This window comes from Halorubrum sp. C191 (assembly GCF_002727095.1).
Taxonomy (GTDB): Archaea; Halobacteriota; Halobacteria; order Halobacteriales; family Haloferacaceae; genus Halorubrum; species Halorubrum ezzemoulense.
In genome coordinates, this window is sequence record NZ_NHNZ01000179.1 from 1 (window position 1) to 26,737 (window position 26,737).

Here is a 26,737-nt window from a genome sequence, read left to right on the forward strand (position 1 = left end):
GTACTTATGGCCGTGAGTATGAGTTGACTATGATGGTGTACGAGTATCTGAACCGGTCCACTGACCCCGCCGCGACTACGACGAGTGAAAATCGTTCGTCATGGGTCGACTCTTCCGTCTACGTCGACGACTACGGGAACAAGCTAGTCGACCGGCTTCTCGCAGCGGAAAGGCACCCCGGTGAGACCTTCGAAACCGTTTTACACCCGTCTCCAGAGACGATCATACCGGCTTTCATCGCCGATGTCGCGGTCCGCTACGACGACATCGTTGGATTTGCTGCGCCAAGCTCCCAATTATATGATGACCTGTTTTACGCCATGTACGCAGCAATGACCGAGATAGGCGCGGTGTTGACGACGAAGTACCCACGCCATAAGGTTCGCTCGCGGCTCTCAACGATGGACCCACTCGTCATTGATTCCACCCCTGGTGCCGAGACCGACGGCGGTGTTGACGTCGCGACTACCGACGCCGGACCGGTTCGGTGCGGTGACCTCACTTCACTTGGGGTCGCCGCCGAACGTGCGACGACGCAGCTCGCGACGGGTGATCGAACGGGAACGTTCGCGATCGCGACGTTGACGCAACTGCTAGCGCATCACGACCCGACTGCGCTTGACAGGTTCCTCCACGAACTGGTTGGCCAGTGGCGAAATCAGGACGTCGGCGGGCTCATCCACCTGCCACCAGCGAGCGATATCGACGGTTCCAGCTGGTTTGGGTCGGCACACTTCGATTACGTTGTTGAGATGCGAACCGGCGACGGCCAGATCGAGGCGCGAGTGTGTGGGAAGCGAGATGTTGCCCCCACATGGCAGGTGGTTGGCTCCGCGCTGTGCTCGGATAGTGAAGCATCGGCCCAAGCAGTGGAGCGACAGCCTTCCGGGATAGTCGATGAAGACGGCGGCGAGTCTACCCCGGAGTGAATACGGTGATATTACCCGACGAAGCCGCGCCACACTCCCGCCTCGATTGGTGGGTTTCGGATCGTTGACCCTCGTTGTGAGATTGCGCTTTGTTTATCGGCCTTTCTACACTTCTCGCGGTTTGTACACTACACCTACTAGGATATCTGCTCGGGTGCGACTAAACCCAGATTGCGGTTTGCTGACGACGTCGGAACGCGAAGCACGACTTCGGTACCTGTGTCGGTCACGTCGACGTCGATCTCTCCGCCGAGTACGGAGACTAACATCCGAATTAGCCAGATCCCGAGCCCACGAGACCGTGCTGTAACGGCGTCTCTTCGCCGGTGACGAGTACTTCCCGCTCGATATCTGGCATGCCAGGCCCGTCGTCGGTCACGACGATCTGGAGCCAGCCGTTGTCGACCTGTCTCACCGATACGTTGACGTACGGGTCTTCTCGGTCTCCTGCGGCCACCGCGTTCTTTATCACCTCGGTAAGTGGGTGTGTAAGCCATCGTGAGACAGTCTCGTCGGTCGCGTCGACAGAGACGGCGATCGTTGCGTCCGAGTAGTCATCCCGTACCGCCGTTGCGGCCGTTTCAGTGACCTCAGCGATGTTAACGGTCGACTCGTCGTGTGGTATCTCCCGTATCGCGCGATCAATCACCTGCATTTTGTTCGTAAGTCGTTCCCACCCGTCGAATATACGCGTCAGTCGGCGGAGATGATCCTGACGACAGTCAGCGTCCGGTTCTTCGGCGAGTATCGTCGTCCATCCCACGAGCTTGTTTAAATCGTTGCGGACGTTGTGTCGGACGACCTTCTGGAACACCTGTAAATGCTGTCGCTGTCGCGTCTTCACGGTGATATCTTTCCCCTCAACGGCGATCAGCGTGATTTCACCAGCGGCGTTACGAATCGGCTTGAACCACACCTCGATGCGTGCGAGACCATCTGGACCCTGTAGTTCTCCTTCGGTCTGGACGAGTTCACCGCCACCCGCGCGGTTGACCGCCTCACAAACCGTGAGTCCGTGGTTCGGGTCAAGGTCCAGCCACGGGAATTTGTCGATTGGTTCACCAACTATTGTCGACCGATCAACACCGATGCGTGCCACCAGCGTGTCGTTCACGTCAGTCACGATTTTGTTGGGGCGGACTAACGCGGTAAACTGGTGCGGGCTGTTAAACACTGCCTCCAGTCGCCGAGTGTACTTCTCGCGTTCAGAGATATCGATGAACAGCACATCGGTACCTACAACCTCGTCGTCGATGGTGCGCGGGATCGCCCGTAACAGACATGGGACCGTATCACCGTCCGTCGTCACGAGCATGCGTTCTGCGACGGTGAGATCGCCGCTAAGCGCGCGTTCGTAGCCGTCTGACTGGAGCGAATCAGTCGAGCTATCGTCATAAAACTCACTGAGCGGCTGTCCAACCACCGCCTCGCGCTCGTACCCCAGCGCGTCGGAAAACGACTGGTCACAGGCCTCAATGACTGCTTCGCCGCCAACGGCCCGAGTTTGAACGAACAGCAGCGGGCCCTGATCAAACAGTTTCGATGCCCATTTTACACGCTCGGAGCGCTTCGTCGCGTCTCGCCCCATCGCCAGCACACTGGCAGAGCTATTACCCGCATCACTCGCAACGGTGTGTAGATCTATCCACGTGACTTCGCTGTCATCCGCCCCGATTCGTATCGTCTCAGTAGCCGGGTCGCCGGTCTCGATCGGGCGCCGCAGGGCGTCAGCGGCACGCTCGCGATCCTCCGGGTAAACTATTGCTTGCCACTCGTCTATCGTTGTCGGGCTCGCTCCGACCGCCTCTCGTAAAGTGGCGTCCAACGTGACTGTGTTGGTACTGAAGTCCCACTCACCGATGCCCGTCTCCGTCCCGCTGAGAACGAGTTCTAGCCGCTCAGTCTGGTTTCTGAGCTCTCTGATCCGCCGTCGTTGCTCGGTAATATCGTGTTGAACCCCGATGTAGTTTGTCACGATTCCGTTTCCGTCTCGAACCGGCGTCACGGAGAGCTTCGCCCAGTACGGTTCACCCTCCGCGGTGTAGTTTCTCAGCTTAGTTGTTATCGGTCGCTCGGTTTCGATCGCCGTACGGATTCGCTTTGTCGTCTCCGAATCTGATCCGGGGCCCTGGAGGAATCTCGGGTTTCGGCCGAGAGCCTCTGACCGCTCGTACCCGGTTAGCTGTACAAACTCCTCGTTGACGTACACCAACGGGTTTCCCGGTTGGGTCAGATCCGTAATCTGGATGCTGATCCCTGCTTCGTCCAGCGCCCGCTCTTTTAATGAGAGCTCACGTTCCCGCGCTTCACGGTCGGTCACGTCACGTACCGTACAGACCATTCGGGACGGGGCGACCATCGTCAGGGACAGCTCCGCCGGGAACGTCGTTCCATCGGGCCGACTTCCCGTTACTCGCCCCTGCCAGTGACCATCACGTTCGAGCGCGTCGAAAGCTTCCCTCTCGATCCGTGCCGCTTCATCCGCAGCGTATAGCTCTCGCCAACTTCGACCGAGCAACTCCTGTTTGCTGTCGAATCCGTACATATCGACGTGCGTCTGATCGATATAGACGTACGCCTCGTCATCGAGGATGGCGACGCCATCGGCGGCGTCCTCAATCGCTTGTTGAAACGCACCGATGCGAATCTCCGAGTCGATCTCGCTTGTCGGGTCACGGGTCTGGGAGCTAATACGGTCGAGTGCCGCGGCGAGTAACCCCGCTACTCGCCCGAGAAGCTCACAGACACCGGCCTCGTCCAACACGGTCGTGAGATCGTGGTGATTCCAGCCAACCGATAGCACACGCTCGGAATCGATCGGAACGAAAAGTTCCTGACGCGGAAGCCAGCAGTGATCATCCGGTGCGATTGGTCCGGCCACCCCGTCGGTTCGAACCGGCGCATCAGCCGTGAAACATCGCTTGATTAGGGCTGCGTCGGGTGAAGGGGTTTGAACCGATTGGCCCGTATTGCGTTCGGAACTGAACAACGGTGGGGACGGCTGTGCCGGCGAGTAGGCATTCTCAAGGTTGCTAGCATGCTCGTTGCGGTTCCGCCACACGGCAATCGCTGTGTCCCCCAGTGTGGTACGGATCGCAGTCAGCGTCCGATCAATAGCGCCGCCTACTGTCTCCTCCCGGTTGAGATCGACGCCGAGGTTGAACAGTGCGTCATCGGTCACCTCGTCACAACTGGTCATCTGTCTGTGTTGCCAGCGGTTCAGTCGAAGACGACTGCGCGGTGAGGTCGTCAATCGATGTCTGAATGGCCCAGAGTTGCTCCACCACTGCCCAGAGCGGATCGCCGAGTTCAGTATCCGAAGTGTTGCTAGCGGCGGTCCAGACGTATTCTTCGGCCTCGGCGAACGCCGCTGCCGCCGCTTCGAGAGCCGCTTCGGTCGATTGCTGTGCGCGTGCGTCGGCCGACAGTCTATGGTGCGCTGGCCGTGTGCGGAACGCGTCTGCGTCGACGACCTCGATCCATCCGTCATGTGTCACAGTCACGAATACATCGTCGTATCGAAACGAAAGGGTCCCTTCTTCAATACGCGTTGTTGAACTATCCGGACCACCAAACAGGAGGTTGATTGTGTCGGCGTCGATATATTTGTCGAGACGCCGGAGATTTTTCGCATCTGTATCTTTAAACTTGGAGACAGCAGTGAATACAGCGTCGAGTGCTGACCGAGTAGTCGTTGGATCAAACCGAGTAACTGACGAGTCCGAGTTCATAGGTCTGTCAATATACATAAATAGTGGATCAATATATTTCGTCTCGCGGACCACTCCGCCTCTCATGGCCCATACCGGATATATACGTGTGCGCGACTCTCGACAGACATCCGCTGGTACACTTCATAAGACGACCGCTATTATCGAACCAGTCACAGATCGACTGGCTTGGAGCGGAAACCCGCGTGACTCGATGGTCCCTTCGAGCCACGCGTTTTGCCTCTGACAGATTCCCCACTTCGTCGATAGCGTCAACCTAGTCTAAAGGTCGACAGGTTTCAATCAGTCGAAGAAAAATTATTTTCTTTGGCGGAACAGTCCGGCATCGAACAAAAGAATCGAATATTTGGGGTAAGAGGCTGTGCTGAATCGCCATACAGCAGCAAGCTTGTATGTGGGTTAGCCAGATACGCCTCTGAGTTCGGGGGCAGCGTTGTCATTTACTGTGTCTACTCATCCTCCGTATCTGTTGCGGCCAAAATCTCAGGATACCGGTTCCGTATCGTCATCTCGCTCACGTCCGCAGCACGAGCGATATCTGCTTGTCGGAGCGACTCCTCGCATCGTTTAGCGGCCGCGTACAGTGCTCCTGCGGCGATACCTACCGGATGTTTTCCGCTGTGTACGCCGTTTTCAACCGCGGCTCCGGCGAGATGTCGTGCCTCCCGCTCCGTTGCGTCCGTACACTCTACGTCCGACGCGATCCGTCCGATGAACGAGCGGGGGTCTGTCGGAGCAATTTCCAATCCGAGTTCACGTGAGACGTGTCGATATGCCCGCTCGACGCGAATTTGTTCGACGCGGCTCACTGTTGAAACCTCGTCGATAGAGCGCGGGACGTCATCCATGCGACTCGCCGCGTACAGCACCGCAGTGGCGACGCTTTCAACGGCTCGACCCGGAAGGAGTCCGTCCGCAAGTGCGCGACGGTAGATGACGCCTGCCGTCTCTCGGGTGCTTTCGGGCACGCCGAGCGCGGAAGCCATGCGGTCGATCTCACCGAGCGCATGCATGAGATTCCTATCCGCCGATGAGCGTCGTCGGAAGCGCTCATCCCATCGTCGAAGGCGACGCATCTGTTGTCGCCGTTCTCCCGACAGCGCGTTCCCCTTCGCGTCGGTGTCTTGCCACCCGATCACCGTCGATAACCCCTTATCGTGTAAGAGGTTCGTGCTCGATGGCCCGACGCGAGAGTCCTGATCGCCGGTGCCGTCCGGCGTGTACAGTTTGATGTTCGTATCAAGCGTCGCGTCTGAAACGACGAGTCCACAGTCGTCACAGACCGCATCAACGTCATCATCGGCTCGACGAAGTCGTCCGTGACACTCCGGACAAGTAGTCTGACTGTGCCGTTCGTCCCCATTCTCCACCGAAACTGCGTCGGTAACAGACTGTCCGTCGCCAGTTTCGCTCGATGAGGGCGCATCAGTACCGTTTTTGCGGGAAACTGTGTCCGGTCGCTCTTCGTTAGTGCGCTTGTTCATCAAGTCGAATCACCTCTCGTGACCGGGGCAGAACAGACGCGTTCGACTGTGTGCCTGGCCAGTACCGTTCATTGTGGGCTCTGAGCCGGCGTCGAGTCGCTGATCCTGATACCGTGCGCGGTGACTCTCGTAGCAACGGCAGATGGAACTGACCACACTGTCTCGGTGGGTACTGTCACTCCGTCGATCGCGAGACAGACGAGTTTCCCTCGTCCCCGCCGCGCCGCAATGACAAATTCAAACCGGCGTGATCGGTTGTCAGTCGCCGTCACGTGGACCGTTGAGAGCCCGTTCGCGCTCTCCCATGTTGTTGTGTCGACGACGCTGAGGTCGCCTGCAGGAGTGACAGCGGTCGAGCCGCAGGCTGGACAGGACCCTTCGTGCGGGGCCGTTCCGAGGTACCCGTAATCGGTCTCACACGCAAAGCAGTGTTCCATGGTCTGAGACTAGTATCGATCCACGATCGTCTCTGCGATGTGTGCCCGACCGGAACATGCTGGACAGGCAACTACGTCACCACCGTCTAACCCGAACACGGTCACAAACTGTTGTGAGACGTGTGCTCCGCAGTGGGCGCACTCCGGCATCAGATCACCCCAGCGAACCCTCCATCTCGAGCTCGACGAGCCGGTTGAGCTCGACGGCGTACTCGATCGGCAGCTCCTCCGTGATGGGCTCGATGAAGCCCGAAACGATCATCTGTTTGGCGTCGTCGTCGTCGAGACCGCGCGACTGGAGGTAGAAGATGTCCTCGTCGCCGATCTTCCCAACGGTGGCCTCGTGGGCGACGTCGACCTTCGACTCGTTGATCTCCATGTACGGCATCGTGTCCGACGTCGACTCGTTGTCGAACATCAGCGCGTCACACTCCACGGCGGTTGAGGAGTTCTCGGCGCCGTCCGCGATGTGGACGAGGCCCCGGTAGTTGGTGCGGCCGCCGTCCTTCGCGATCGACTTCGACTCGACCGTGGACTTCGTGTCCGGCGCGTTGTGGTACACCTTCGCGCCGGTGTCGATGTCCTGGCCCTCGCCCGCGAAGGCGATAGTGATGTGATTGTCCGAGGCGCCGCGGCCCTTCAGGATCGTCGAGGGGTACAGCATCGTCGCCTTCGACCCCATCGAGCCGGAGATCCACTCCATGCGCCCGCCCTTGTCGGCGATGGCGCGCTTCGTGTTCAGGTTGTACGTGTTCTTCGACCAGTTCTGCACGGTCGAGTACTGAACGTGTGCGTCCTCGTCGACGAACACTTCGACGCCGCCGCAGTGGAGGTTGAACTTCGAGTACTTCGGGGCGGAACAGCCCTCGATGTAGTGAACTTCCGAGCCCTCCTCGGCGATGATGAGCGTGTGCTCGAACTGACCCATCCCCTCGGAGTTCATCCGGAAGTACGCCTGCACGGGCATGTCGACGGTGGTGTTTTCGGGGACGTAGACGAACGAGCCGCCCGACCAGATGGCGCCGTGAAGAGCGGCGAACTTGTTGTCGCTCGGGGGGACGCACTTCGTCATGAAGTGCTCCCGGACGAGCTCCTCGTGCTCTTGGACGGCCTCATCCATATTACAGAAGATGACGCCCTTCTCCTCCCACCGCTCCTGCATGTTCTGGTAGACGACCTCCGATTCGTACTGCGCGCCGACACCAGAGAGCGCGTTCTTTTCGGCTTCCGGGATGCCCAGCTTGTCGAAGGTGTCCTTGATGTCGTCCGGGAGTTCCGTCCAGTCGTCGACGCCCGCCCGCACGTCGACGTCCGGCCGAATGTAGGGAACGATATCGTCGACGTCGACCTCACTCAGGTCCGGCTGGCCGGGCCAGTCGGTGGGCATCGGCATCTCTTGAAACTGTTCGAGCGCTCGCAGGCGGCGCTCCAACATCCACTCCGGTTCGTCTTTGTCCTCCGAGATGACGCGGACCGTCTCCTCGGTGAGACCCTTCTCGGTCTGGAAGGCAGACTTCTCCTCCTTCTTGAACTCGAAACGGGCCTCGGTATTTGTCTCTTTAAGATCGTCTTGTTTTGAACTCATCAAAGTATTCTTCAGAGACTACGAATATAAGTGTGGTGCGCTGGAACACTCGTTAGTAACTTATAATAGTTTCTTTAACGAAAATGAATAACTTTGTGTAGTTTAATTCGGTTTCTCTACTCGGTAGAATTTAATATGTGGCAAGAGGACTATTCGGTAGAAACAGGGTCACCGTCACTCGTTACCGAGAATGACTTGACAGCACTCGATCGCTGCTTCAATGTGGCGGTCGGCGACCACGTCGCCCGTTTCGTCAGCCGACTCAAGCAGTGTAGCAACTTGCCGAACCCGTTTCTGTCTGGTTTGCGTGTCAAGATCATCACTGGCAGCATCGCGGGCGACGGCTTCAGCCTCTCCGAGCCATCGGTTCGTCACTGGCGGGACTGGGCGATCTGCGGTCGCAGTCAGATGGACTGCCAGTGCGTCGACCGCAGCCCGCGGCTCGGTTGGGATGTCGATTTCGTCCGTCATTGTTGGTATGTTGGCGCCCACTCTGAAGAATTGTTGCGCCAAGCCCCACTCCAGATGCTTTCGAACGTCTCCAGCCAAGTGCGACCTCTTGTTTGCCTATAGTAGCACGTCCTCGGTATCTGTCCGGGCTCGTTCGAGAGATACACCAGACGACACAAACCCGTACGCAACCGAGGACAACTATGATCGAGTCGCTCCTCCGGATTGATGTCGTCCTCTTCGTTCTCATCGGCGTGCTCGGCGGCGCACACTGTATCGGGATGTGCGGTCCACTTGTGACGATGTACTCGAAGCAGATGAACCCGCAGCCAGATGGCGGGACGGTGACAGCCAACGACGGGCGTGCCGGTCATCTCACGACCTACGAGGTTCGTCAGCACTTCCTGTTCAACGTCGGCCGAGCGACGACATACGCAATTCTCGGGGCCGTCTTCGGCGCGCTCGGAAGTGTCGTGTTCGTCACCGCTGACCAGCTGACACCGATCGCCGACCTCCTGCGAGGTGTTGTCGGTCTTGCCGTCGGAGGGTTCATTGTGGCGACGGGCGTTCGATATGTGATTGGAGGAAGCGGAGGCGATATTCGAATACCCGGCGTCCAGCGCGTTACGTCGTGGCTCGCAACGAGAGTCCATCGGCACGTCAACAGCCCGAGTATTGTCGGGCTCGGAGCCGTCCACGCGTTTCTTCCCTGCCCGATGCTGTATCCCGCGTATCTGTTCGCCTTCGCGAGCGGCTCCCCGACCACCGGTGGAATCGCTCTCGGTGCCCTCGGTATCGGGACGATTCCAGCCGTCTTCCTCTATGGGACGATTATCCAGTCGATCGACGTTGCCCACCGGCGACGCGTTCATCGGCTGCTCGGTGTGGTGTTCGTCGTGCTGGGGTACGTGCTGTTCGCGCACGGGCTGATGGCGCTCGGTGTTCACCTCCCACATCCGATGTTCCCGCATTACCAGCCCCTCGGGGGTGCGATGGGGCACTAACCGAGTACTGGTCACATTTCGCTGGCTCGATACAAGCGACGGGCTCCAATCAACAACTACGATGCGGAAAATGACAGTAGCTGGCCTCCCAGAGCCCAAGAACTGTCACGCGGTGGCCACTCGTTCGAGGTCGTCGACGAGCCGGTCGATGTCGGTTCGCGGGCCCCGTGGGTACGCCCGCTCGATGATCCCTTGCTTATTGGCAAGAATGATGAGCCCGTAGTGCGGGAAACGGTACTCTAGATTCTCGATGTCATCTGCTGGTTGCTTCTCGATCTTCAGACCGAAGTGCTCGTCGTGTATCTCTTGGGCCCGCTCGTAGGTCTCTGTCCGGAGGAAGTGCCAGTTACCCGCGTCGAGGTCAACCCCTTGCTGGCCGGCGTACTCACGGAGGGCCTCGGCGGTGTCCCGCTCGGGATCAAACGTGATGGGGAGAAACGCGACTTGGTCGCTGTACCCCGCCTCAGCAGCGGCCTCCTGTCCGCGACGAAGCCGGAGAATGAGTGCGGGACACACCCCATCCGGACAGTTGGTGTAAAATGATGTCCACAGCACCGCGCGCTCGCCCTCGAACTGGGCCGTCGATATCTCCTCACCGTGGATCGGGTCGGGGACAGTGAACTCGGGCATGTTGTCACCGTAGCTCGGGAATGACGCCTCGCTGAGGTCTTGCTCCGGCGGTCCGAGAATAGTTCCTTCGGCGCCACTACTACCAAGGACACCAAGACAACCGGCAGTGCCGGCGGTGACTCCCGCGACGCCGACCGTTTTACAGAAAATCCGTCGGTCCATACGTTTGCGTATCGGTCCCGCGGCTTTGAGGTATCTGGTGTGACCTTCGAATGCGCCACTTGCGTCCGATCTGGACGAGTCCAGCCAGTCAGCGCCTCATTCAAAGAGGTTGTCGACAGTCCGGATGAACCGGTCGACGAGCCGGTCTGGTAGCGAGGGCGACACCACATCAAGCAACTCAGCTGTGTGTTCCGGGCGGGTTAGCGTGATTGTCATCGGACGGTCGTCGGACTTCGTCACGATTCCAGCGTCGCCGAGAGTCGAGACGTGCCATGAGACCGTGCTTCGTGAGAGATCCAATTCTGTGGCAAGTGTTTCTGGACGACGAGGGCCGTCCGCATGGAGTCGCAACACGATCTCGCGGGCGGTCTCGCGTCGAAGGAACGCGAGCGCGTGTCGTTCCCACTGGTCGAAGGTGGGATCGAAGTAGTGAGCCCGACCAGCGATCCGCTCGACGATCAACTCCCCGTCGTTCACTAGTCGTCGGAGATGATACTGCGCCTGTCCGGTGGCGATGTCCAGATCGCGTTCCACCTGGTTGAAGTGGACACCAGGTGTCTCGCGGACGTGTCGTCGCACCCGATCTCTGATCGTCGCCATCGTGAGTATTCGCCTGTAATCGGCTGAGAGATAAAACCTGTCGGGGGCTTTCCTCCCATGAGAACGTTTCGCCCCGTGTCTTCTTATCACTCCCAACGCATACTGGCCAGTGTCGTGATCGCGTCGTTCATCGTTCGGGCCGTCTTCTCGGCTCTCGTGCCATTGACCGTTCAGGGGTCGCCCGTACTGCTGGCCGTCATCGCGTGTGCCGGAATCGGAACCAGCGCGCTCTTCGTCGTGAGCCTCGTCGCGTATCGACGCCGCCAGACCGGCCAGTACCGACTGATCAGCGCCGCGGTTGGGGTGCTTGTTCTACGGTCACTGATTGGCGCTGGGACTGTTCTGGGAGCTGTTCCGATGCCGGTTCACCACTTCGTCGAACACAGCCTCGACTTCCTGATCGCTGCGATGATCCTCTACGCCGTGTACGCTCACGCCCCAGGTTCGCTTGGTGAGGAGGTCACAAGCGACTAGCTTGGCTGGGTCCTAGCCAGCTTGACACCAGTACATACCAATCAGCGCCAGACATCGTCCACTCCAGACCGATCTGTACGCTCGTTGATCCGGAGCGAACGCCTCCTGTGAGTGGTTTATGTCCTCTGGCAAACGCCGTTCGACAGTCACACCAGAATCGTATTGACTCTATATGAAGAACTATAGCTATGAAATCTGAACCTGACTCGCATTTGGTATCGCGTCGACAGGTCGTTCATACAGTCGGCTTGGGAGCCGTAATTGGAACGGCTGGCTGCGTTGGAGGATCCTCTGGCTCAAGTCCTGAACCGGTGGATTTGTCGGGTCAAAAGACTGACTACCAAGGTGGAATGGTCATTGGAGACCATGGAGGCCCTAATGGGCAGGTGTTCTACGCCGATACAGAACCCGAACCCAGACAGGGCCCCGTCCAAGGCTCCGAAGGAACTGAGAACCTTGCTTGGTTTCACACGCTCGCACATGGTCTCTTCCCGTACCATCTTAACCTGGTAGCTGACGGCGCGGAGGCGACCGCGGTATACGTCACGGACTACTCCCGTGTTGATTGGGAGATCCCTGAAGACACTGAGCGAAAGAAGATACCAGCACCGACCGCCCCCGATACATTCGCCGATGCCACGGGCCTCACATACGTCATCGAATCGGATGTAATGGGTGGAATGGGGCCAGATCTCATGCCGTTCTCGGAACCCAGCGAAGCTGAATCGTTCGCTGATAATTACGGTGGACGGACGATCGGGTACGACGACATCGATCGGTCACTCGTTGATGGAATCCAGATGACTGGGATGAACTAATTGACTTTTCTCATAGTGGAGATAATGAGAACCACACAGGTTCTACTCAAAGAATCTGACACGGTTGATCAGGAGCTAGAAGCCTTTTGTCCGGCAAAATCGTAGCTATTACACACGCGATGGCAACCTCAGAAAACGAATCGAAAGACACGCTAACAGTGTATCAAGAGCGGTTAGACGCACTCGACGCGACACTGGCATCGAAAATGGACCGTTGGAGTGTTCCAGCGTTGCGAACCGCTGTCGGAGTGGTGTTCATCTGGTTCGGCGCACTCAAGATACTCGGCGTCTCGCCGGCCGGTGACCTCGTCGCCTCTACGGTGTACGTTCTTCCGCCTGAGTTTTTCGTCCCGGTACTTGGCGTGTGGGAGGTGATCATCGGGATCTGTCTGCTCTATCCACCGCTTACGCGTGTTGGATTGCTGCTGTTGGCACTCCAACTTCCGGGTACGTTCCTCCCGATGGTACTGCTCCCTGAAGTTGTCTATACCACGTTCCCGTACGGGTTAACGGTCGAGGGTCAGTATATTGTAAAGAATCTCGTAATCATTGCCGGCGCACTCGTTCTGGGAAGTACCGTCAGGGACGAATCTGTGTCGGCGTGAGTCAGAAAATTAACTGCTCGTGCTGAACTGCGAATTTTGAGCCAGAGCTGATGATGTCGAGACGTCCTGCTTCTCTATCAGAGGAACCTCGATCGGCGACCAGCGAATAAAAATAATAAATCTTAATATATTCTACCGGCTAAGTTGCTATATGAGCGTAGTAAGCGTCTCAATGCCTGAGGAATTGCTTGAGCGGATTGATCAGTTTGCCGACGACCACGGATACACTGGTCGGAGTGAGGTCCTTCGGGAGGCGAGTCGGAACCTCATGGGTGAATTCGAGGACAAGAAACTCGAAGGGCGCGAACTGATGGGAGTGGTCACCGTGTTATTCGACTACGAAACGACGACTGTAGAAGAGAAAATGATGCACCTTCGCCACGAATACGAGGACATCGTCGCTTCGAATTTCCATAGTCACGTTGGCGGACATCACTGTATGGAACTGTTTGTGCTCGAAGGGTCTCTCGAAGAGATCTCGGCGTTTGTTGGAAAGATTCGAGCGACTAAGGACACTCTCACAATTGATTACTCCGTATCTCCAGTAGATGATTTCAGCCCGCTGGCCGATCTGAGCTGATTCTGCTTTTCCTCCCTCGCTGAATTCACCCCCATCAATACCAATATCTCCGAACCCCATCCAGCAAAAGTATTAATCTCATTTAGAAGAATCACAGGTATTATTATGATTACTTTTAGTGTTAACAACACTGATGATTCACATCTCGCGCCGAAGACTACTCCAGACGGGCGCAACCACGATTGCTGCGACGGGAGTCGCTGGCTGTCTCGGTCAGGGAGGTGGGTCCCTCGATTCCGTCACGGTCGCGTACGTCCCTATTTACCCGAACATGCAACACTACGTGATGGAACAAGAGGGGTACTACGAGGACGTTCCGACGGATGTCACGATAGAGCGGTTCAGCTCCGGCCCCAGTGTTGTCAAGGCATTCGCGAGTGGGAACGTCGACGTTGCGCTCTTCGGGATCACTCCCGCAATGGTCCTTGTTGACAAAGGGACCAACGCTGGCATCCTCGCCGCGAACTCGAGATCCGGCTTCAAGATCATGGGGACAACCGAGCTCGTCGATCTCTACGAACAGGAGGGCCCAGCCGTGTTCGAGCGCTTCGAGGAAGAGCGCGGCCGCAAGGTCCGGTTCGGTGCCCCACCGGACGGGAGCGTCCCCGACATCGTCCTCAGATACTGGATCCAGGAGGACATAGATGTCGGGGAGATGGAGTCTGCGATCAACAAGTCGAAAGTACCGCCAGCGAAGGCGGTTCAGACGATTCAGTCGGGTGACATCGACGCGACGATCATCCAAGAGCCGTTTGCGACGGTCATCGGCCAAGCTGACGGGTTCGGGGAACTCGCCTGGTCCGGGAACATCCTGGACAACCACCCCGTCACGGTGCTGTTCGCGAACCAGCGAGTGCTCGACGACGATGAGGTCGCCCAATCGCTCGTCGAACAGCACGTCGCGGCGACCGAGTTCACGGGGAACTCCCCGGATGCCGCCGCCAGCCACGCTGCCTCGGTCATCGGCTCCGGCGTGAGTGAAGACCTCGCGACGGCCGCCGTGGATTCGAAGGCGTCGGAGTTCATCTCGGATCCCCACGCGATCACTGATCAGGCCGCGACGATGGGAGAGTTCGTCGCCAACGTCGGCAACATTGAGGAGTCAGTCGCGACCGAGGACCTGTTCGCGTTCGACCCCTACGACGCAATACAGTAATGAGCACGCAGACCGACACCAGTTCGAACGCGCTGACGGCCAAAACCTTCGAGGGGGACCTGCGGCGGTATCTTCGCGGCCTCGGCGGTCTCCTCGTGTTCCTGCTCGTCTGGTGGGTTGGCGCGATGACGACCCAGCCGTCGTATCTGGTGCCGGGCCCCCTCGATTCGGTGCGCGCGTTTATCGACCTGTTCGCGACCTCGACGGCGATTGTGGTCCCCATTCTGGGATCGAGTCTCGTACTCCCAACCGGGCTTGCACATCTCGCGCAGACGCTGTTCCACTACGTTCCCGGGCTCCTTCTCGGTGCGACCTGTGGGATCGGTCTCGGACTGGCGATGGGCTGGAACGGTGCGTTCGACGACTGGCTGCGGCCGCTCGTCCGGGTCCTGCGACCGATCCCGCCGCTGGCGTGGATCGTCTTCGCGATCGTCTGGTTCGGTATCCACCACACCGGTGCGGCGTTCATCGTCTTCGTCGGTGCATTTTGGATCAACTTCTACGGCGCGTATGGCGGCGTCGAGGGCGTTTCGACCGAACTGACCGACGCCGCGTCGACGCTCGGTGTCGAGCGCGACCTCTCGATGTTGAAACTCGTCGCGCTCCCGAGTGCGGCTCCCCAAGTGCTGACCGGATTCCGGACGAGCATCGGTCGCTGCTGGATGATCGTCGTCGGTGCCGAGCTGTTCGGCGCACCAGGCGTCGGCTACGAGATCATCAACGCCTCGAACAACCTCGCGATGGCGACCAGCGTCGCGTACATGTTCCTGATCAGCTTGGCGTTCCTCTGTATGGACGTCGGGTTCCGCCTGCTCGAACGGAGGGTCCTTGCATGGCGCTGAGTACGGACTCGTCCACCGACCGGGACTCCCGTGAGAAGATCACTATCCAGAACGTCAGCCGCTCGTACGAGTCGACGCAGGCGCTCGATGACGTCTCGTTCTCGGTGTCGGAGGGCGAGTTTTGCTGTGTCGTCGGTCCCTCGGGGTGTGGGAAGACGACGCTGTTGCGAGCGATCGCCGGGCTCGACGATCCCGATGGTGGTTCGATACTGGTCGGTGGAGACCCGGTTACCGGTCCTGGGCTGGACAGGGGAATGGTCTTTCAGGAGTACGCGCTGTTCCCGTGGCGAACCGTCCGCGGAAATATCCGGTTTGGCCTTGACCGGCCCGCCTGTGACTGTCCCGACTGCGAGGGACGAGTCGGGGAGTTAATCGACCTGGTAGGGCTCGACGGCTTCGAAGACGCGTACCCGAAGGAGCTGTCCGGTGGCATGAAACAGCGCGTCGGTATCGCTCGCGCGCTCGCCCCCGATCCGGAGATCCTCTTGATGGACGAACCGTTCGGTAGTGTCGACGCTCAAACGCGCGACCGCTTACACGCGGAACTGCTCGACATCTGGACGCAGACCGGACAGACCGTCGTGTTCGTCACCCACGACATCGACGAGGCAGTGACCCTCGCTGACCGCGTGATCGTCATGAATGCCGACCCGGGAACCGTACAATCAACGTTCTCCATTGATCTAGAACACCCACGTGAACGGACCGCCCGCGACTTCGTGGACCACGTCGCACAGATTAGGGATGAACTCGGGAGTCCTGTCGACACTAACCACTAACACGCTCCCACAGCAAGATTATTAATTTATTTTCTTTAGACCGCCATCTCTATTATGTTAGAATTAAATTTTAACATATGCCTATCGTGAGCTCCTCGATGACGGAGCGACTCCGAGAAGATCTCGATACGTTTGCGGAAGAACACGGCTACACCGGCCGGAGCGAGGTGATTCGTGAGGCCTGTCAATCACTGCTTGAGGAGTATCAAGAGAGCGACTACGAGGACCGGCGCGTATTGGCAACGGTCACTGCGGTATTTGGATACGACGAACCAGAGATTGAACGCCGAATGATGGATATTCGCCATGAGTTCGAAGGGGCCATCCGGTCGAACTCGCATAACTGCCTCCGAGAGAACGCCGGCTGTGTCGAGACGTTCGTCGTCGAAGCCGCGTATCAAGACGTTCTCCATTTTATCGGCACCGTTCGAGGAGCGGACGAGTCTGTCTCGGTGGAATACACTGTCGTGCCCGTCGACCGAAACGGCACAGAAGCGAGCGATACGTAGGCTCGGCATCGCTGTCACCGGCACGGGCACCCACATTTTGAATTAACCTACAGGCCAACCTTACATTCATCTTATTATATTATCTAGCTCGGTACAGCAAAGTTATTATATCTACATCTACAATTGCCAAACAGACATGCCGCACATTCACCTTGGAGAAGGGTCATTCCCCCTCTGGGCGCTCGTGCTGTGGACGCTGATCGGTGCTGGACTAATCTCCACTGTGGTCTATCGGATACGGAAGGGTGGAATAAAGACACACCAGATCGCACTCGCAGGTATTGGCGCGGCTGCGAGCTTTGCCGTCTTCCAGCTTAACATTCCTGTATGGGGCGGAATTCACATGAATCTCACCGGGCTCGTGGGTATCATCGCCGGACCGCTTCTCGGCGCGCTCGTCGCGCTGGTCGTCAACATCTTTTCGGCGGCGCTCGGACACGGAGCGGTCGGCCTAATCGGGGCGAACACGCTGATCAACGCCAGCGAAGCGATTGTCGCCTACTACGCGTTCAAGACGCTGATGGGGATGGAGTGGGACGTCTTCCCCGCCAGCGCGAGTGCCGCGACACTCGGCCTCTCAGTGGGGTCGTTCCTGATGGGGGCAATCATCGTCATCAGCGGGGTTAACGGGAGCGCGCTCCCGCGTGGTGACCTGCTAATCGCCGTTGGTGGACTCTCCGCTCTCAACCTCGGTGTCGCAGTCGTTGAGGGGCTGCTTACGGGACTTATCGTCCAGTTCTTGGCTTCTGTCCGCCCCGACCTCGTCGGACTTACTGACCGTGACACTCGCGATGAGCCCTCGGGGGTGACAGCCTGATGCAGCGCTGGAAGCAGTACGGTAGCATGGCTGCCGTCTTTTCGGTGTTCCTCGCCGTTGGCTACTGGGGGTTCACTGCGACTGGTGGTGCCGTTCCATGGGCAAAGCGGGCCTCGCAAGCGCTTCAACGCGGCGTCCAAGACGGCGGTGGCTCGCTCGTGAATCTTGGACGTGGTATCATCGTTGCCGGTCCCATCCGGAAGGGCGGACTGATGGTCGAATTCGGCGGAATTGTTCTCGCCTTCGCCCTCTTGGGTCTCGGGCTGTACGTCTACGTCGACCGTTACGGCGGCTTCGGTGATGACGAACGACCGACACGGTAACCGTGACAACGCTCTCGAATCACGTCCCTGATCCCCGGCTCATTACGGCGTTCGCCGAGCGGCGAGACGGACCGTTACATCGAATCAACCCGTGGACGAAGGTCGGCGTCGTCGGTGTGCTCGTTCTCGCCGTCACGGTGTTCGACCGCCTCGCGCTCTTGGCCGGTCTGTACGGAACCGTACTAGTGATCTACGGACTCGCGGACCTGCCATTTCGGCGGCTCATCGGCTGGTACACGCTCCCGATGCTGTTCATCATCTCGGTCGCCGGACCGCTTGCGTTTCTCGAACCGGGGACGCCGATCGGGGGCGCAGTCCCGACGCCCTTCGGCGGTTTCTCGGTCACGTGGGAGGGCCTCACCCTCTTTTTGGAGCTCAGTTGTCGGTCACTCACGGTCGTCACGTTCGCGCTGACGGCGTCGATGACGACCAAATACACCGATGTCGCGTACATGCTCGGGCGACTGCTCCCGCGACCGATCGACCAGATCGCCCTGCTCACCTATCGGTTCACGTTCGTTATGCTCGAAACGCTTGAGGACTTGGTGAAAGCCGCGCTCTCCCGCGGAGCGAACTTCTCGGAATTCTGGTCGAATAAACGGCTGTACGCCCGGATCCTCGGCATGACGATGCTGTCGGCGATCGAGCAGTCCGAACGACTCGTCAAGTCGATGGAAGCCCGCGGATACGACGGCGACCTCACGCTGTACGGGGACGTCCCGCGACCGCCCGCTCGTGAGCTCATCGTTATCGCCGCTTGCTACGCCGGCGTCGTCGCCTACGCCCTGGTCGGCGTCTACGAGGTGATTCCAGTATGAGTACGAATCATTCTGAAGACCGGCGGCCCCTGGTCGATTTACAGTGTGAAGCCCACACGTACCCGGACGGGACGGTTGGTATGCACGAGGTCGACTTCTCCGTGTATTCCGATGAGGTCGTGGCCCTCGTCGGTGGCAACGGCGCCGGAAAGTCGACGCTCCTCGAACATCTGAACGCTACCCTCATTCCCGATGACGGCGAGCTCGTCGTCGACGGCACCCCGATCACCGAGGACAACAAGCCACACGCGCGAAAAGAGGTCGGGTTCGTCTTCCAAGACGCCGATACGCAACTCGTCGCGCCCACAGTCCTTGACGACGTGATGTTCGGCCTTCAGAACTACGGGGTCCCCGGAGACGAAGCGAGGGAACGCGCTCGTGAAGCGCTGGCGACTGTCGACGCGAGCCATCTTGAAGACCGAATCCCACACTACCTGAGCGGCGGGGAGAAACGGCTCGCTGGCCTCGCCGGTGTGCTCGTCCTCGAACCAAGTGTGGTCGTGCTCGACGAACCGCTCGCGGGGCTCGATCCCGATCGGTCCCAGCTGGTCGCGGAGCGGATCGAGCAAATTCACGAGGACGGTATCAGTGTCGTCCTGTCGACGCACGACCTCGAATTCGCCGCCGAAGTCGCGGACCGCGTCTGCGTGATGGCCGAAGGCAACATCATCGGAGGCGGAACACCCCGAGAGGTTTTCTACGACGACGCCCTGTTGGCGGACGCGAACCTTCACCCACCGAGCGCGGTTCGTGTGGCTCGTGACGCGGAGCTGGGGGCGACGGCACAGCCGGTGACCGAATCGGACCTCGTGTCGCTCCTGACAGAAGCTGGGAATTCAAATACCGCACCGAAACCCTCCACAGACGGACACAGACATGACTGACCGCCTTCTTCGGCATCTCTTACGACTTCTTGATGAGACTCAGTCGAGTGGTCGGAGCCTACGTGAGCGATATCCTACGACTCGGGAGTACTGTGATATTCGAAGATAAATCACCGATAAAATAGAGAACAAATCATGCGCACAAGCTTCAACATTCCCGATGACCTCCTGTCCGAGTTCGATGAAACGTGGCAAGCAGAAGGATTAAAATCGCGTTCGCGTGGCGCCCGCGAAGCGATGCAAGAGTACATTGAGGCACACACCAGATTGGAAGATATCGAAGGCGACGTCGTCGTCGTCATGGCCTTCGATTACGAACACGAAGCGGTTATCGAAGACATCCACGACGTACAACACCAGTTTCAGGACGTCTTGACCTCCTCCCGCGCCTAAAGTCACGGGAATCCCATCATGGGATTTCAGGCCGAGCGCGGCCCTAAGGTTTCAAGACGCATACGTTCCAAGCGTCTCTTGCTGGGTGTCAGCATCGGCTTGGCTGTCTTGTGGGACGGTCAAACGTCCCCCTTCCTCAGCCGAGTCATCGCCACTCGTGTATTCTCTTGAGTGACTCTCTCCGCTGAGGTAGCGGTCTGCAATATTGAGCGCGGCATTAACGTCTGCTTGGTACTCTGAAACCCAACACTCCGAGTTGGAACACGTGAACATCGCCTGCTTCGGACGGTAGCCCTGTTCTCCGCAACAGTGGCACGTCTTCGAGGTGTACGCGGGATTCACCGTCTCCACACGAATCCCTTTCTCAGCCGCTTTGTAGCGAATCTGGGCGTGCATCTTGGCGAATCCCCATCCGTGGAGGCGGCGGTTCATGAACGCGCCGTAGTTCATGTTCTCACGGATGTGCGTCAAATCTTCCAGAACCAGTACGGGGTTCTCGATTTGGTCGGCGTAGGCGGTTACCTCCGATGTGACCGTGTGGAGGATGTGATCGATGTGTCGCCACAACTCGTCGCCGTAGGACTCTGCGATACGTTCGCTTCCGCGTTGCTGAAGGCGTCGAGTCGACGTAAAATACGTCTCACGGAGTTGTCGGACTCGCTTGCCTTCGTCGTTCCAGAGGTTGGGTGCAGTCGGGGAGCCGCGCTCGTCACGGTGACACACCGTTAACAAAGAGGCTTCCCCGATGTCTACCCCAATCGGCGTTTCCGCCGAACTGGCTTCTCGTTCCTCTACGTCTCGCGTAGCGACGATGTGGAAGTACCACTCACCGTCGCGGTTGAACAGCCGACATTCACCCATTTTCGCGTCTCCCGCGTGCAACGCTTCCAACCACTCCCGTTGTTCGGGGTTCGGTTGGGCGGGCAACCAGAGGTGGTAGTCGTCGTGGTGCGGGATTTTGACGTACCACTCAATTGCATTCTGTGGTTTGTGGTCGAGCTTCGGGCCTTCGTTCGTGAACCGAACAGGGTGGTCGTCGTGAAGCTCTTTCGCGTCGTAGCTTCCCCCACAGAGTTGCGGGACGTACTTCTTGAGCGCGTTCTTCGCGTAGCCGCTCAGGTCGTAGTTGACCACTACGTCGTTGGCCGCAGACTGTGTGGTGCAGTTGGCGTTGAACGCGGCTTCAAGCGCGTCTTGGTACGCTTTTTTCGTCTCACAGAGTTTGCGGTGCTTGTGGACGTTCGGTTCCACAAGCTTGAGTTCCAGCGTCTCGGTGAGTTCGGTCACTGTTCGTCCTCCTCGTGGCGCTGTATGTACTTCTCGACAGTCTCGCTCGAAACGTGTCCCGCTGTTCCTGCGTAGTAGCCGCGTGCCCACTTGATTTTCTCTCCGTCGTGGTCGGCGTGTCGGTGATTGTATTTCCGCGAACTGATGCCTTTGAACCAGTTGGCGAGAAGTGACGGGGCGTGTTTCGGCGGGCTACTGACGAACAGGTGGATGTGGTCGGGTTGGACGGTCAGGTCAATAATCTCCAACCCTTTCTCGTCGGCTATTTCGTGGAGGATGTCTCGCACACGGGTTGCAACGTCACCGACGAGTACCGATTGGCGGCACTTCGGTATCCACACTATGTGGTAGTTGAGGTTGTAGGTTGCGTGCCGTGTGGTCTTCATCCGTATTACACACTATGCCTCTGTGGTGAGTTAAAAATATCGTACACGGTGGGAAATCCAGCCGTGCTATCGTCGGTGGAGATGTACGCTATTGTCCGCTTGACCCGCGCCTGAAGACGCGGGTATGCGCTCGCACTATGTATCACGACCACGAATCATATCCATGAAGGAGAGTGGTGTCTCGAGACGCTCTTTTGTAACGGGCCAGCCTCGCGCGTCCGGACTCTCACCTATCGCTTGCGCGATTTCGATACGGTGAGTCGTGTTAAACTGATGCTCCTCGCTGAGCACTGAGCGGTGCTCAAGACTTGGTGCGCTGATCGATGTGAGCATCGCCCAGTGAGGCGATTGAGTAATCCACCGCTTGGACATTCGGCACTGCTCGAACGCTGTTGACGAATCCAGATAGTGCTTCTGTGGCCCCCTGTAAAACGTACAACTCCATACAGTACTGGTCTTTGACGTGTGTGTGGGTAGTTGCGGAGACGATAGCATCGTACTCGTGGCGTACTCTCGTGAGACGCTCTTGGACGGCAGGTTGACAGTACTCGAAGACGACCGTTACCGTACACATCTGCTTTTGTCCCTCGATACGTTGCTCTTGAAACTCTTCGAATAACGTGCGTGTGCCTTCGCGAACGACTTCGCTTCGGCCACTGTACCCGTGTTCTTCGGCGAACTCGTCGATGCGTTCCAGCAACGCCTCGGGCATCGAGATGCTAACAACGCTCATATATTAAAGTTTTATTCATTCTTATTAGTTTCTGTTATGACGATAGAGTATAAGCATAATAATTAGTATTTTAGTGTAGCAGATTCATAACCAGAGTATGCCGTCCAACAACGACCCGATCCCGGTAACAATTCTCAGCGGAAGCCTCGGAGCTGGCAAGACGACGACGCTCAACCACATTCTTAGTAGCGAACAGGAACTCAACGCCGCCGTTTTAGTAAACGATATGGGCGAAGTGAACGTCGACGCCGACCTCGTCGAACGCGAGTCGGATCTCACCCAGAACGACGATGAAATCATCGAGATGTCGAACGGGTGTATCTGCTGTCGGCTTCGCGGGGACATGCTTGACGAGGTAGGCCGATTGGCTGAAGAGCGAGACTTCGAGTACCTCCTCGTGGAGTCGTCTGGGATCAGCGAACCGATTCCGGTCGCACAGACGTTTGCTCGCGGGTTCGAAGACGCGGATTTCGACCCTACGGGGGTCTACGAACTCGATACAATGGTCAGCGTCGTTGACGCGCACAGCTTCTGGAAGGGGTTTGATTCCGGTCAGGCCCTCACGGATGAATCCATCGATCCACAAGGGAACCGCGTCCCCGAGGAGGCGCTGATGGATCAGATCGAGTTCTGCGACGTCCTCTTGTTGAACAAGTGCGATCTCGTCCCCGATGATGAACTTGAAGAGATGGAGGCAGTGTTACGGGCACTCCAACCGCGAGCAAATATTGTCCGAACCGAACACGGAGCAATAGACCCCAGAGAGATCCTGAATACGGGTCGGTTCGATTTCGATCGCGCAAGTCAGTCTGCCGGATGGAAGCGTGAACTCCAGCACGGCCATCACCACGAGTCGGCCGCCAACGAACACGGGGTCACTTCGTTTGTCTTCGAATCCCGCCGACCGTTCCACCCCGAGCGGATCGCTCGCTTCTTCGCCGACCTCCCCGACGGTATCATTCGCGCGAAGGGCTTCTTCTGGTCCGCCGGTCGCGAAGACATCGCGATGGGTCTCGACAAAGCGGGCCAGTCGGTTCGGGCCGGTCCGAAAGGGACGTGGATCGCCACGCTCCCAAAGGCCCAACAGGAGCGCTACTTCGCCGCCCGCCCCGGCATCAAAGAGGACTGGGACGACCAGTGGGGCGACCGGGGATCAGAGCTCGTGTTCATCGGCCGCGAATTCGATCAGGAGACACTAGTCGAGCGACTGGAAGACTGTGTCCTCTCAGACGCAGAAATGGAGGAGGACTGGAACGAGTATCCGGATCCTTTCACCGCCGACGAACAGCGCGAACTCGCACTGGCTGACGACTGATGGCCGTCGACGAGCAACCCCCGGTCACAATCCTGAGTGGCGGTCTCGGCGCCGGAAAGACGACCCTGCTGAACCACCTCCTTACCGTCGGCGGCGAGGAGTACGATATCGCCGTTCTCGTCAACGACGTCGGCGAAGTAAACGTCGACGCCAACCTCATCGAGAACGGCTCTGAGCTCTCGCTGGAAGACGGCGGCGTCACGGAACTGTCGAACGGCTGTATCTGTTGCGGCCTCCAGAACGAACTGGACCAGGAGTTGCTGCGTCTGGCCTTCGACGAGGAGTTCGATTATTTAGTCATCGAAGCCTCGGGGATCAGCGATCCGGTCCCCATCGCCCAGCGGTTCGTCTCGCCCGCACGTGCGTCGACGCTGTACGATCTCGATACGACCGTCACAGTGGTCGACGCCGCACAGTTCTATCAGGCGTTCGTCGACGGTCGTCCGATCAAGTCGACGGATGACGGCTCTCGACCGCTTTCGGACCTCCTCGCCGAGCAGGTCGAGTTTTGCGACGTACTCGTCCTCAACAAGTGTGACCTCGTCACGGAAGACGAACGCGAGGCGGTCGAACGCGTGCTCGAAACGCTCCACCCCGAAATCGACATCACCCGCACGACCGAGAGCGCCGTCGAACCCGACGACGTTCTCGGAACTGGACGATTCGACAGAGAACAAGCGAAAGGGTCCGCCCGGTGGAAGCAGGTGCTCTCAAACGACCACGGAGGGGCCGGAGAGCTGGAATCAGCAGAGATGGACCACGGTGGCGGTCATAGTCACGACGAGGGTTCCGAGCGTGACAATGGTCACGACGGTACCCACGATGGTCAGGGTGACGACCACGATCACCGTCACCCGCCGGAGGAGTTCGGTGTCGACTCGTTCGTGTACGAGCGCCACCGGCCGTTTCATCCGGAACGGTTCACCCAGTGGCTCCGCTCATTCCCCGAGTCCGTCGTCCGGGCGAAAGGACACTTGTGGGTCGCTGGACGCGAGCGATACGCGCTGGACTTGAGCCAAGCGGGTACGCAGACGCACGTCGAAGTCAACGGCCGATGGGCGGTCACGGTCCCCGAGTCCCAGCGTGAATCCTATCGGGAGTCACGACCGGATCTCCACTGGGACGAACAGTGGGGAGACCGTGAAATAAAACTCGTCTTCATCGGTGCTGGAATGGACGACTCGGCCATCGCTGCCGCCCTCGACGACTGTCTCCTCTCAGAATCGGAGATGGCAGAGAACTGGGACGAACTCGAGAATCCGTTTCCGGGGACGATGGACCGGTCTCAGCCACCGATGGAACAGCGTCTCGTGGTCGGTGAGGGACAGTGACCGGGAATCACTCAGAGCTCCCGTCGGCGGCGGACCGGCGGACGACGGATCAAGACGGTCACGACTGCGTCGATCCCCTCGGTGTCGCAATCGTAACCATCTCCTCGTCCCGAGGAACCGCCACGGAGGCGGACCCAACTGATCCCGGTGGTGACGCCGTCGCAAACACTCTCGTCGACGCAGGTCACGTCGTCACGTCACGCCGGACGGTTCCGGACGACTACGTCCGGATTAAGACCACCGTGAGCGAGTGTCTGGATCGGTCGGACATTGACCTCGTCGTGACTACCGGCGGGACTGGAGTCACTGTCGACGACGTCAGTCCGGACGCGGTGAGCGAACTCTTCGACCGCGAGCTACCAGGCTTCGGCGAGGCGTTCAGGCGGCTCTCGTGGGAGGAGGTCGGAACCCGAGTCGTCGCGACCCGCGCGACGGCGGGTATCGCCCGCGACGTCCCGGTGTTCGTGCTGCCCGGAAGCGTGAACGCCGCTGAACTCGCTACGGCCGAAATTATCGCGGAGGAAGCCCCGCATCTCGCCGGACTCGCGACGCGACACAGGGTGGAGTAGATGCAGGGGTCCAAAATGTATCAGGAGGTAATCCTGGATCACTACCGCAATCCTCGAAGGTGGGGGCGCCTCTCGCCAACTACCGTCTCTCACACTGGCGAGAACGCTTCCTGTGGCGACGAACTCACCTTCGACCTCAGACTCGCCGAGGACGGTGAAACGATCGAAGAGGTCACGTTTACTGGAGAGGGCTGTGCGATCAGCATTGCGAGCGCGAGCCTGCTCGCCGAAGAGCTCCCAGGAATGACGCTCTCGGAGGTTCATGACCTCGACCGTGAGGACGCCCTCGATCTCTTGGGAGTCGAGCTGACGCCAATGCGCGTCCCGTGTGCTGTACTCGCGGAGAAGGTGGTTCAGGACGGCATCGAGAACTATGAGGAGGGCACGTAACCGATGACACTGTACGGAATTGGGCTGGGGCCGGGCGCGACTGACCTGCTCACGGTTCGCGGCAAGCGACGGCTCGAATCGGCCGACATCGTCTACTCACCCGGACGACTGTCACGGCGCGTCGCGGCCGAGTACGTTCCCGACTCGAAACTGGGTGACCTCGAGTTCCCGATGACGACCGACCCACAAGAGCTGGAAGCGGCGTGGGAGGTGGCGGCCGCGGAAGTCGCGCCGAACGCACGCGACGCCGACGCGGCGTTCGTCACGCTCGGCGATCCCTGTATCTACTCGACGTTCGGACACCTGCGTCGGACGCTTCGCGAGCAGCACCCCAGCGTCGACATCGAAGTCGTCCCCGGTGTCAGCAGTGTGACGGCGTTCGCTTCGGTCCTCGGGGTCGACATCGACGCTGGCGCTGAACTGACGCTCCGCGAGGCGACCGACGGAGAAGCACCGATCGGTCCGAATCGGTTGATCCTGTTCAAAGTGACTGACGCACCGACGACCTACGAAAAGATGACTGAAGCAGGGTACGAGGTGACGTTCGGACGGCGACTCTTCATGGATACCGAAGAGGCCCTCGTTACGAACAATCCCGGAGAGGTAACTGATCGAGACTACTACACGCTCGCGTACGCAAAGAAACGGGCAGCGACTGGGTCTAAGTGACGGGCTGACGCTGTCGGTCGTCCGATTAAGACCAACGTGAACTAGCC

29 protein-coding genes and 2 pseudogenes are annotated in these 26,737 nt (G+C 58.8%); 21 read left to right on the forward strand and 10 right to left on the reverse strand.

Going from position 1 to position 26,737, the window contains the following annotated elements:
* Positions 1-929: hypothetical protein (locus Z052_RS16410; protein ID WP_206746949.1), on the forward strand; the 929-nt coding region annotated here is incomplete at its 5' end.
* A gap of 274 nt (positions 930-1,203) precedes the next feature.
* On the opposite strand, the gene Z052_RS16415 is transcribed toward Z052_RS16410, so the two are convergent.
* The 5 genes from Z052_RS16415 to Z052_RS16435 all read right to left on the reverse strand — a co-directional run bounded on the left by Z052_RS16415 (position 1,204) and on the right by Z052_RS16435 (position 8,637).
* A complete protein-coding gene (locus Z052_RS16415) occupies positions 1,204-4,128 on the reverse strand; it encodes a PAS domain-containing protein (protein ID WP_158228713.1) in 2,925 nt (974 codons plus the stop codon).
* Entirely contained in the window at positions 4,115-4,714 is a 600-nt protein-coding gene (locus Z052_RS20300) for a HalOD1 output domain-containing protein (RefSeq protein ID WP_158228714.1), read from the reverse strand. The genes Z052_RS16415 and Z052_RS20300 overlap by 14 nt, the downstream gene beginning before the upstream one ends.
* Before the next feature lie 395 nt (positions 4,715-5,109).
* A complete protein-coding gene (locus tag Z052_RS16420; protein ID WP_094519616.1) occupies positions 5,110-6,144 on the reverse strand; it encodes a transcription initiation factor IIB family protein in 1,035 nt (344 codons plus the stop codon).
* 591 nt (positions 6,145-6,735) lie between these two features.
* Positions 6,736-8,166, reverse strand: a complete 1,431-nt coding sequence (sufB, locus tag Z052_RS16430) for a Fe-S cluster assembly protein SufB (protein ID WP_094519618.1) — start codon at positions 8,164-8,166, stop codon at positions 6,736-6,738.
* Between the two features lie 174 nt (positions 8,167-8,340).
* Entirely contained in the window at positions 8,341-8,637 is a 297-nt protein-coding gene (locus tag Z052_RS16435) for a hypothetical protein (protein WP_094519619.1), read from the reverse strand.
* A 182-nt stretch (positions 8,638-8,819) separates the two neighbouring features.
* Between Z052_RS16435 and Z052_RS16440 the strand changes: the two genes are divergently transcribed.
* Entirely contained in the window at positions 8,820-9,620 is an 801-nt protein-coding gene (locus tag Z052_RS16440) for a sulfite exporter TauE/SafE family protein (protein WP_094519620.1), read from the forward strand.
* 105 nt (positions 9,621-9,725) lie between these two features.
* On the opposite strand, the gene Z052_RS16445 is transcribed toward Z052_RS16440, so the two are convergent.
* Positions 9,726-10,412 (reverse strand): SCO family protein, encoded by a 687-nt coding sequence (locus tag Z052_RS16445; RefSeq protein WP_094519621.1) that lies wholly within the window; start codon positions 10,410-10,412, stop codon positions 9,726-9,728.
* A gap of 96 nt (positions 10,413-10,508) precedes the next feature.
* Positions 10,509-11,012 carry a helix-turn-helix domain-containing protein gene (locus Z052_RS16450; RefSeq protein WP_094519622.1) on the reverse strand — a complete coding sequence of 168 codons (504 nt, stop codon included), beginning with the start codon at positions 11,010-11,012 and terminating at the stop codon, positions 10,509-10,511.
* Between the two features lie 114 nt (positions 11,013-11,126).
* Between Z052_RS16450 and Z052_RS16455 the strand changes: the two genes are divergently transcribed.
* The 13 genes and pseudogenes from Z052_RS16455 to Z052_RS16515 all read left to right on the forward strand — a co-directional run.
* Positions 11,127-11,486, forward strand: a complete 360-nt coding sequence (locus Z052_RS16455; RefSeq protein WP_094519623.1) for a hypothetical protein — start codon at positions 11,127-11,129, stop codon at positions 11,484-11,486.
* 188 nt (positions 11,487-11,674) lie between these two features.
* Positions 11,675-12,304, forward strand: coding sequence for a nitrous oxide reductase accessory protein NosL (locus tag Z052_RS16460; RefSeq protein WP_094519624.1), 630 nt, complete (start codon positions 11,675-11,677; stop codon positions 12,302-12,304).
* A gap of 119 nt (positions 12,305-12,423) precedes the next feature.
* Positions 12,424-12,909 (forward strand): DoxX family protein, encoded by a 486-nt coding sequence (locus Z052_RS16465; RefSeq protein ID WP_094519625.1) that lies wholly within the window; start codon positions 12,424-12,426, stop codon positions 12,907-12,909.
* A gap of 151 nt (positions 12,910-13,060) precedes the next feature.
* On the forward strand, positions 13,061-13,489 hold the full coding sequence (locus Z052_RS16470; RefSeq protein WP_094519626.1) for a CopG family ribbon-helix-helix protein: 429 nt from the start codon (positions 13,061-13,063) through the stop codon (positions 13,487-13,489).
* A gap of 133 nt (positions 13,490-13,622) precedes the next feature.
* Positions 13,623-14,645, forward strand: a complete 1,023-nt coding sequence (locus tag Z052_RS16475) for an ABC transporter substrate-binding protein (protein ID WP_094519627.1) — start codon at positions 13,623-13,625, stop codon at positions 14,643-14,645.
* The gene (locus Z052_RS16480; RefSeq protein WP_008847095.1) at positions 14,645-15,487 is read left to right on the forward strand and encodes an ABC transporter permease; all 843 of its coding nucleotides are present in this window, start codon (positions 14,645-14,647) and stop codon (positions 15,485-15,487) included. Before Z052_RS16475 ends, Z052_RS16480 begins: the two co-directional genes overlap by 1 nt.
* Positions 15,478-16,266: an ABC transporter ATP-binding protein gene (locus tag Z052_RS16485; protein ID WP_094580074.1), complete on the forward strand. Its 789-nt coding sequence runs from the start codon at positions 15,478-15,480 to the stop codon at positions 16,264-16,266. Before Z052_RS16480 ends, Z052_RS16485 begins: the two co-directional genes overlap by 10 nt.
* 98 nt (positions 16,267-16,364) lie before the next feature.
* Complete coding sequence (locus Z052_RS16490) at positions 16,365-16,775, forward strand: CopG family ribbon-helix-helix protein (protein WP_049911851.1); 411 nt, start codon at positions 16,365-16,367, stop codon at positions 16,773-16,775.
* 136 nt (positions 16,776-16,911) lie between these two features.
* The gene (locus tag Z052_RS16495; RefSeq protein WP_094519629.1) at positions 16,912-17,592 is read left to right on the forward strand and encodes an energy-coupling factor ABC transporter permease; all 681 of its coding nucleotides are present in this window, start codon (positions 16,912-16,914) and stop codon (positions 17,590-17,592) included.
* Positions 17,592-17,915: a cobalamin transport operon protein gene (locus tag Z052_RS16500; RefSeq protein ID WP_094519630.1), complete on the forward strand. Its 324-nt coding sequence runs from the start codon at positions 17,592-17,594 to the stop codon at positions 17,913-17,915. The genes Z052_RS16495 and Z052_RS16500 overlap by 1 nt, the downstream gene beginning before the upstream one ends.
* Before the next feature lie 2 nt (positions 17,916-17,917).
* Entirely contained in the window at positions 17,918-18,733 is an 816-nt protein-coding gene (locus Z052_RS16505) for an energy-coupling factor transporter transmembrane protein EcfT (protein WP_094580075.1), read from the forward strand.
* Complete coding sequence (locus Z052_RS16510; RefSeq protein WP_094519632.1) at positions 18,730-19,617, forward strand: energy-coupling factor ABC transporter ATP-binding protein; 888 nt, start codon at positions 18,730-18,732, stop codon at positions 19,615-19,617. The genes Z052_RS16505 and Z052_RS16510 overlap by 4 nt, the downstream gene beginning before the upstream one ends.
* A gap of 135 nt (positions 19,618-19,752) precedes the next feature.
* A pseudogene (locus Z052_RS16515) lies at positions 19,753-20,001 on the forward strand (CopG family ribbon-helix-helix protein); the annotation flags it as partial.
* Positions 20,002-20,061: 60 nt separating this feature from the next.
* On the opposite strand, the gene Z052_RS16520 reads toward Z052_RS16515, so the two are convergent.
* Both Z052_RS16520 and tnpA read right to left on the reverse strand, forming a co-directional pair.
* The gene (locus Z052_RS16520) at positions 20,062-21,297 is read right to left on the reverse strand and encodes an RNA-guided endonuclease TnpB family protein (protein ID WP_094519633.1); all 1,236 of its coding nucleotides are present in this window, start codon (positions 21,295-21,297) and stop codon (positions 20,062-20,064) included.
* Complete coding sequence (tnpA, locus tag Z052_RS16525; protein WP_094519634.1) at positions 21,294-21,683, reverse strand: IS200/IS605 family transposase; 390 nt, start codon at positions 21,681-21,683, stop codon at positions 21,294-21,296. Before tnpA ends, Z052_RS16520 begins: the two co-directional genes overlap by 4 nt.
* 141 nt (positions 21,684-21,824) lie before the next feature.
* Here tnpA and Z052_RS16530 point away from each other — a divergent pair.
* Positions 21,825-21,977: pseudogene (locus tag Z052_RS16530) on the forward strand (CopG family ribbon-helix-helix protein); the annotation flags it as partial.
* A gap of 7 nt (positions 21,978-21,984) precedes the next feature.
* Here the strand turns inward: Z052_RS16530 and Z052_RS16535 are convergent.
* Positions 21,985-22,416, reverse strand: a complete 432-nt coding sequence (locus Z052_RS16535; RefSeq protein WP_094519635.1) for a CopG family ribbon-helix-helix protein — start codon at positions 22,414-22,416, stop codon at positions 21,985-21,987.
* A gap of 97 nt (positions 22,417-22,513) precedes the next feature.
* On the opposite strand from Z052_RS16535, the gene Z052_RS16540 reads away from it, so the two are divergent.
* The 5 genes from Z052_RS16540 to Z052_RS16560 are packed head-to-tail and all read left to right on the forward strand — an operon-like array spanning position 22,514 to position 26,690.
* The gene (locus Z052_RS16540; RefSeq protein ID WP_094519636.1) at positions 22,514-23,731 is read left to right on the forward strand and encodes a GTP-binding protein; all 1,218 of its coding nucleotides are present in this window, start codon (positions 22,514-22,516) and stop codon (positions 23,729-23,731) included.
* A complete protein-coding gene (locus Z052_RS16545) occupies positions 23,731-25,062 on the forward strand; it encodes a GTP-binding protein (protein WP_094553548.1) in 1,332 nt (443 codons plus the stop codon). Before Z052_RS16540 ends, Z052_RS16545 begins: the two co-directional genes overlap by 1 nt.
* Entirely contained in the window at positions 25,059-25,631 is a 573-nt protein-coding gene (locus Z052_RS16550; protein WP_094519638.1) for a molybdenum cofactor biosynthesis protein B, read from the forward strand. The genes Z052_RS16545 and Z052_RS16550 overlap by 4 nt, the downstream gene beginning before the upstream one ends.
* Complete coding sequence (locus tag Z052_RS16555) at positions 25,632-26,021, forward strand: iron-sulfur cluster assembly scaffold protein (protein WP_094519639.1); 390 nt, start codon at positions 25,632-25,634, stop codon at positions 26,019-26,021.
* A gap of 3 nt (positions 26,022-26,024) precedes the next feature.
* Entirely contained in the window at positions 26,025-26,690 is a 666-nt protein-coding gene (locus Z052_RS16560) for a cobalt-factor II C(20)-methyltransferase (protein ID WP_094519640.1), read from the forward strand.
* Positions 26,691-26,737 lie beyond the last annotated feature (47 nt).

Coding starts and splice junctions, on each gene's coding strand:
- Z052_RS16415 (WP_158228713.1), bottom strand. CDS start 4,128: ATGACCAGTTGTGACGAGGTGACCGATGACGCACTGTTCAACCTCGGC.
- Z052_RS16420 (WP_094519616.1), bottom strand. CDS start 6,144: ATGAACAAGCGCACTAACGAAGAGCGACCGGACACAGTTTCCCGCAAA.
- sufB (WP_094519618.1), bottom strand. CDS start 8,166: ATGAGTTCAAAACAAGACGATCTTAAAGAGACAAATACCGAGGCCCGT.
- Z052_RS16435 (WP_094519619.1), bottom strand. CDS start 8,637: ATGACGGACGAAATCGACATCCCAACCGAGCCGCGGGCTGCGGTCGAC.
- Z052_RS16440 (WP_094519620.1), top strand. CDS start 8,820: ATGATCGAGTCGCTCCTCCGGATTGATGTCGTCCTCTTCGTTCTCATC.
- Z052_RS16445 (WP_094519621.1), bottom strand. CDS start 10,412: ATGGACCGACGGATTTTCTGTAAAACGGTCGGCGTCGCGGGAGTCACC.
- Z052_RS16450 (WP_094519622.1), bottom strand. CDS start 11,012: ATGGCGACGATCAGAGATCGGGTGCGACGACACGTCCGCGAGACACCT.
- Z052_RS16460 (WP_094519624.1), top strand. CDS start 11,675: ATGAAATCTGAACCTGACTCGCATTTGGTATCGCGTCGACAGGTCGTT.
- Z052_RS16465 (WP_094519625.1), top strand. CDS start 12,424: ATGGCAACCTCAGAAAACGAATCGAAAGACACGCTAACAGTGTATCAA.
- Z052_RS16470 (WP_094519626.1), top strand. CDS start 13,061: ATGAGCGTAGTAAGCGTCTCAATGCCTGAGGAATTGCTTGAGCGGATT.
- Z052_RS16475 (WP_094519627.1), top strand. CDS start 13,623: ATGATTCACATCTCGCGCCGAAGACTACTCCAGACGGGCGCAACCACG.
- Z052_RS16480 (WP_008847095.1), top strand. CDS start 14,645: ATGAGCACGCAGACCGACACCAGTTCGAACGCGCTGACGGCCAAAACC.
- Z052_RS16485 (WP_094580074.1), top strand. CDS start 15,478: ATGGCGCTGAGTACGGACTCGTCCACCGACCGGGACTCCCGTGAGAAG.
- Z052_RS16490 (WP_049911851.1), top strand. CDS start 16,365: ATGACGGAGCGACTCCGAGAAGATCTCGATACGTTTGCGGAAGAACAC.
- Z052_RS16495 (WP_094519629.1), top strand. CDS start 16,912: ATGCCGCACATTCACCTTGGAGAAGGGTCATTCCCCCTCTGGGCGCTC.
- Z052_RS16500 (WP_094519630.1), top strand. CDS start 17,592: ATGCAGCGCTGGAAGCAGTACGGTAGCATGGCTGCCGTCTTTTCGGTG.
- Z052_RS16510 (WP_094519632.1), top strand. CDS start 18,730: ATGAGTACGAATCATTCTGAAGACCGGCGGCCCCTGGTCGATTTACAG.
- tnpA (WP_094519634.1), bottom strand. CDS start 21,683: ATGAAGACCACACGGCACGCAACCTACAACCTCAACTACCACATAGTG.
- Z052_RS16535 (WP_094519635.1), bottom strand. CDS start 22,416: ATGAGCGTTGTTAGCATCTCGATGCCCGAGGCGTTGCTGGAACGCATC.
- Z052_RS16540 (WP_094519636.1), top strand. CDS start 22,514: ATGCCGTCCAACAACGACCCGATCCCGGTAACAATTCTCAGCGGAAGC.
- Z052_RS16545 (WP_094553548.1), top strand. CDS start 23,731: ATGGCCGTCGACGAGCAACCCCCGGTCACAATCCTGAGTGGCGGTCTC.
- Z052_RS16555 (WP_094519639.1), top strand. CDS start 25,632: ATGCAGGGGTCCAAAATGTATCAGGAGGTAATCCTGGATCACTACCGC.
- Z052_RS16560 (WP_094519640.1), top strand. CDS start 26,025: ATGACACTGTACGGAATTGGGCTGGGGCCGGGCGCGACTGACCTGCTC.